The sequence below is a fragment of the Desulfamplus magnetovallimortis genome (assembly GCF_900170035.1).
GTDB classification, from domain to species: Bacteria; Desulfobacterota; Desulfobacteria; order Desulfobacterales; family Desulfobacteraceae; genus Desulfamplus; species Desulfamplus magnetovallimortis.
In genome coordinates this window covers 40,499-44,777 of sequence record NZ_LT828550.1, presented here as the reverse complement: position 1 = coordinate 44,777, position 4,279 = coordinate 40,499, and the positions used below count along the sequence as shown (strand labels likewise).

6 protein-coding genes are annotated in these 4,279 nt (G+C 39.8%); all 6 read right to left on the bottom strand.

The annotated features are described in order from the left end of the window. Window positions 1–95: 95 nt before the first annotated feature. Complete coding sequence (locus tag MTBBW1_RS17245) at window positions 96–419, bottom strand: nucleotidyltransferase domain-containing protein (RefSeq protein WP_080805285.1); 324 nt, start codon at window positions 417–419, stop codon at window positions 96–98. Then, the gene (locus MTBBW1_RS17240) at window positions 398–778 is read right to left on the bottom strand and encodes a HEPN domain-containing protein (protein ID WP_080805283.1); all 381 of its coding nucleotides are present in this window, start codon (window positions 776–778) and stop codon (window positions 398–400) included. Before MTBBW1_RS17240 ends, MTBBW1_RS17245 begins: the two co-directional genes overlap by 22 nt. A gap of 51 nt (window positions 779–829) precedes the next feature. Then, window positions 830–1,951, bottom strand: coding sequence for a LamG domain-containing protein (locus MTBBW1_RS17235; RefSeq protein ID WP_080805280.1), 1,122 nt, complete (start codon window positions 1,949–1,951; stop codon window positions 830–832). A gap of 117 nt (window positions 1,952–2,068) precedes the next feature. Continuing rightward, window positions 2,069–2,332, bottom strand: coding sequence for a type II toxin-antitoxin system RelE family toxin (locus MTBBW1_RS17230; protein ID WP_080805277.1), 264 nt, complete (start codon window positions 2,330–2,332; stop codon window positions 2,069–2,071). Further along, window positions 2,329–2,559 (bottom strand): hypothetical protein, encoded by a 231-nt coding sequence (locus MTBBW1_RS17225; RefSeq protein ID WP_080805274.1) that lies wholly within the window; start codon window positions 2,557–2,559, stop codon window positions 2,329–2,331. The genes MTBBW1_RS17230 and MTBBW1_RS17225 overlap by 4 nt, the downstream gene beginning before the upstream one ends. Window positions 2,560–2,611: 52 nt before the next feature. Next, window positions 2,612–4,279, bottom strand: a 1,668-nt coding sequence (locus tag MTBBW1_RS17220) for an FG-GAP repeat protein (RefSeq protein WP_080805272.1), incomplete at its 5' end; no start/stop codon positions are given.

Below are 4,279 nucleotides of genomic sequence, written 5' to 3'. Positions count from 1 at the left end.
TTGAGGTGAGGGGCGCCGCCAACAGCCTCCGATCGAGCCGCTCCCGTTCACGGCGTCCCCTCGACCGTTATGTTGTGCAATATATAAACTATATTTTACGCTTTTATCAATATCCCATCCCGCCGAGCTGTTTCAATAATCGTACTCACGTCATCATTTTTCCAACGATTGACACCAACCGGAATGGGCTCTATTCTGCTATCTGTTCGGGCAGCGGTTCGCCAAAGCAAGTTGATGTCTTCCCGACTATATAATTCATCATACAAGGATGAGATGACCAGCAAATCAATGTCGCTCCATTTGTGCTGTTGATTCCGTGCATGAGAACCGAACATAATACCGAATTTCACCGGAATGCCCGCCTTCAAAAGTTCCTTCAAATATTGCTTAACTGTTTTTATAATTGACTCTTCAGCCATTTGAGCATTTCTCCCGTTCTTTTCAAAAGCATGTCCACATCTTCCGGAGATGGAAGAGGCCCCCACATTTCAGGGTAACGCCCTTCAATATTAAAAGGGTTCATTTCAGCTAAAAAATCGGTATGTTCCTCCAGAAAAGAAAGTCTTGACAACTCAGCAAGCCTCACAAGATTATGCATCCTCGGAGCCATGTCTCCGCTACTGCGACAAACATGGGCTTTGAGAATTTTTTCCAAAGTCAAATGGAGGAAGAAGAGTCCATGCCGGATTTTACCTGACTTGATGAGGTGTTCTGACACTTCAAAATCTTCGTCCGCCCCATTTCTCCAATGCAAAATATGTTTTTCTATATTTACCATATAAAACCCTTCTCAAAGCCATGCCATATGCTTATCTTTCAGAAATTGAAACTATTCCTGGCCAAAATCTGACAGCTTCCAAATTAGATCTCCGTTGCTTTCGCCTTCAAATTCGAAATCTGCCCATAAATTCATAGTGCCCAAGAGGGTATCATATTGGAGCACTGGAATATGCATATCAAGTCCGGGCGATAATGTGGCTGGTGTAGGACTTCCGTTTGAGCAGGCAGAGCAACCGGCATTGTAACCATTTTGATACTCTGCATTTAAATCTGCCTGGCTACATCCGCCACTTACAGAAATTCCACAGGCTTCGGGGTAATCAATACAGTATTGTTTTCCAGTTTCATAGCCGTCATCATACCCCTCATCGTATCGGTCTTCACAAACTTTGCCTTCATAGATTTGTAGAATTTCAGATTGAGAAAGGGCACGATTGTATATTCGGATTTCATCAAGACTTCCGTTAAAATGATGCTTACTTTGTTCATCACCAAATCTTCTACCGATTTCAAGATCATAAGAATTGGAATACACTCTATGTCCGGCAGGATTTCTATCTGGATAGTGAAAGTTGCCTTCTGAATCCAAACTCCCATTGATATAAATCTTAAATGTAGTACCATTGAACAAGCCAACTACAAAAGACCACTCGTTTTCATACCATTGTTCATTGGAAATGAGTGAAAATTCATTATCATCTGAAACTCCACCTTGTCCAAGAAAAAAAACCTGAAATCTCTTTTCTGTATCAACTATTGGTGAGCTTACTGACGAAGAGGGACGAATTCTTAAAAAGTACACATGCGGCTCCCCACTACTATCATCACCGCCTTTTGATATTATGGAAGAATATCCATTTGAGTTAGAATTGACTTGCATCCATGCACAAATAGAGAATTGATTATCTACATTTAACATTTTATTATGAGCAATTGTGATATAATCATCTCTTCCGTCAAAGAAATACGCACTATTATTGTTACCATGCCTATCAATTGTTTGAGTTGGACCATTGATAACTCCGTGATTTCCATTCCCACTTTCATCATTTGCATTGCCATTGAACGGATAATATGCTACTAAGCCATCACTCAAATCAGCCTGGGCCAATCCAGAACAAAACAACAAAAACATGCCAACCAATACGCTCATCACAGTGTACTTTATCATACGATTCCTCCAATAAAAAGTTGCACAACGCCAAGCTCAGGGGCGGCGGCCAACAGCCAACAGATAGAGGTTTACGCCGTCCGCCGTCCCCTGGAGTGCCATGTTGTGGATCAAATGTTAACCAAAAAACTTCTCATAATCATAATGGTTTCCAATCCAAAACCACGTCACCGTGTCGCCATCAAGTACCCCCACCGCCCTGTAATTGAGTGTAACTCTTGCTGACCAGATGTTTTCAGAAGTATGGATACACTTGAAATGCAGTGAAGGATAAAATGGATTTTCAAGCCATAGCTCATATTTTTTTCTCGCCTGATTTTTCACATACTGATCAAGCTTTCTGTATGCGTCCCAAAAAGAAGGAAGAGTGTGAGATTTCATAGCTGCTTGATATCCATAGGCTTTGATTTGCCTTCCGATATCTCTTTTCTGGCTTGCTGTGCAGCAGCGGCGAGGCTATTTTGAGTTTTTGAAAAGGATAAGTTCCATTTCCTTTCATCCTCCATATCATTAATATACTCCCTCATATGCTCCAGTACTCTTTCTTGAAGATTTTCTGGCAGAGTTTCAAATAATTTTATCATTGTAACAGTCGCTGCTGAATTCATTTTTACCTCATTTCAAGTTGATGCTCAATTTGCTATTTCTGACTATTGCATATCAAAAAATACCCGCTGAAGTATCGAGAGTGTTTACTGGGCTATTTACCCCATAACCACTCATATCCACAATTTGGCTACCCAAAAGTATTGTTTCCCCGCTAATGATAAGCTCCGAACTCCCATCAGCAAATCGAAGAGTCTGGCTTGTTAGGGTTGCTGGTATATGAATCAGTGTTCCAGCACTGCTAACTAAATAAACCGTCGCACCTGAGCGACAAACTGTAAATTGTGAAGATGCCTCCTCAATATTGATTTGATTTGAACCAATAAAATTTTGTAACTGAACATGAGCACCTGTTTCGACATTGATTGTATTAGTGTTTGTCGATCCCATGACTTTAATATAGCTTTGAGGGGGCATATTAATTGGGACTGAATTATCTGTAAGCACAATATATGTTTGAATTTTTTGAGATAAATCATCTTGTGTACATTCAATAGTCTCGACAATATCATACATATACGCCGCACCTGAATAACTGCCATTTTCATCATCTTTATAAGCACCTACAATGGCATAATTATCTGATATAGAGACTGAGTAGCCAAAAGCAGCATTAGAAACAGCATCGTCTGCAATAAGTTTTGTTTCCTGAATCCATGTACTCCCGTTATTTTTGAAAATATAAGATGAACCAGCACCTATTCCACCCTCTTCATCATTATAAGCACCGACAATAGCATAGTTACCTGATATAGATACAGACCCGCCAAAATAATCAATAGAATCAGCATCATTGGCAGTAAGCTTTGATTCCTGGAGCCATTCATTCCCATTATTCTTGAAAATGTAAGCTGCTCCTGATTGTTCTATGCTGTTGCCAGCATTGTGCCACGCACCTACAATTGCATAATTTTCTGATATAGATACTGAATCCGCAAATCGGTCTTGACAAACAGCATCAGCAGCAATTAATTTTGCATGCTGAGCCCATCCTGTAGCATCTCTTTTAAAAATATATGCTGCACCGGAATAACATCCAGCACCACCGTCTCCATTATCCGTTGAAGCCCCGACAATAGCATAATTTCCTGAGATAGAGACAGCCTTTCCAAAAGAAGCAGATGCATTATTTTCAGTTTCAAATCGTGCGTCAGAAATCCATTCTACACCATCCCTCTTGAAAATATGAACTGAATGACTTTGACCTATATCTGTTCCTACAATAGCATAATCTCCTGATATGGCTACTGAAGATCCCAAACCGTAATCACGTTGAAACCATACCTCATTATAGTCAATCAGTTTTGCTTCCTGAATCCATTCAGTACCATTATTTTTAAAAATAAAAGCTGATCCTACGTAATTGGTACCAGCAATTCCAGCTTGATCCGAAGGGGCTCCTATAATGGCATAATCTCCTGATATGGAGACAGATTTTCCAAACTGCGAGCCATAAGAATGAGTATCAGCATCAGGATGAGTTGTTTTTGTTGCTTGAATCCATTCGGCACCATTTTTTTTAAAAATATAAACTGCCCCTGAATTATCAATGCCATTAATATCTTCATTCGGTGCCCCAATGATAGCATTGTCTCCTGAAATGGAGACAGAATTTCCAAAATATTGATGAGCAGCAGCGTCTGCAGAAGTGATTTTAAATTCTGTATCACCAATATCTGCAAAAATTGAATTTGGAATTAGTATTATAGATATCGTTATCGT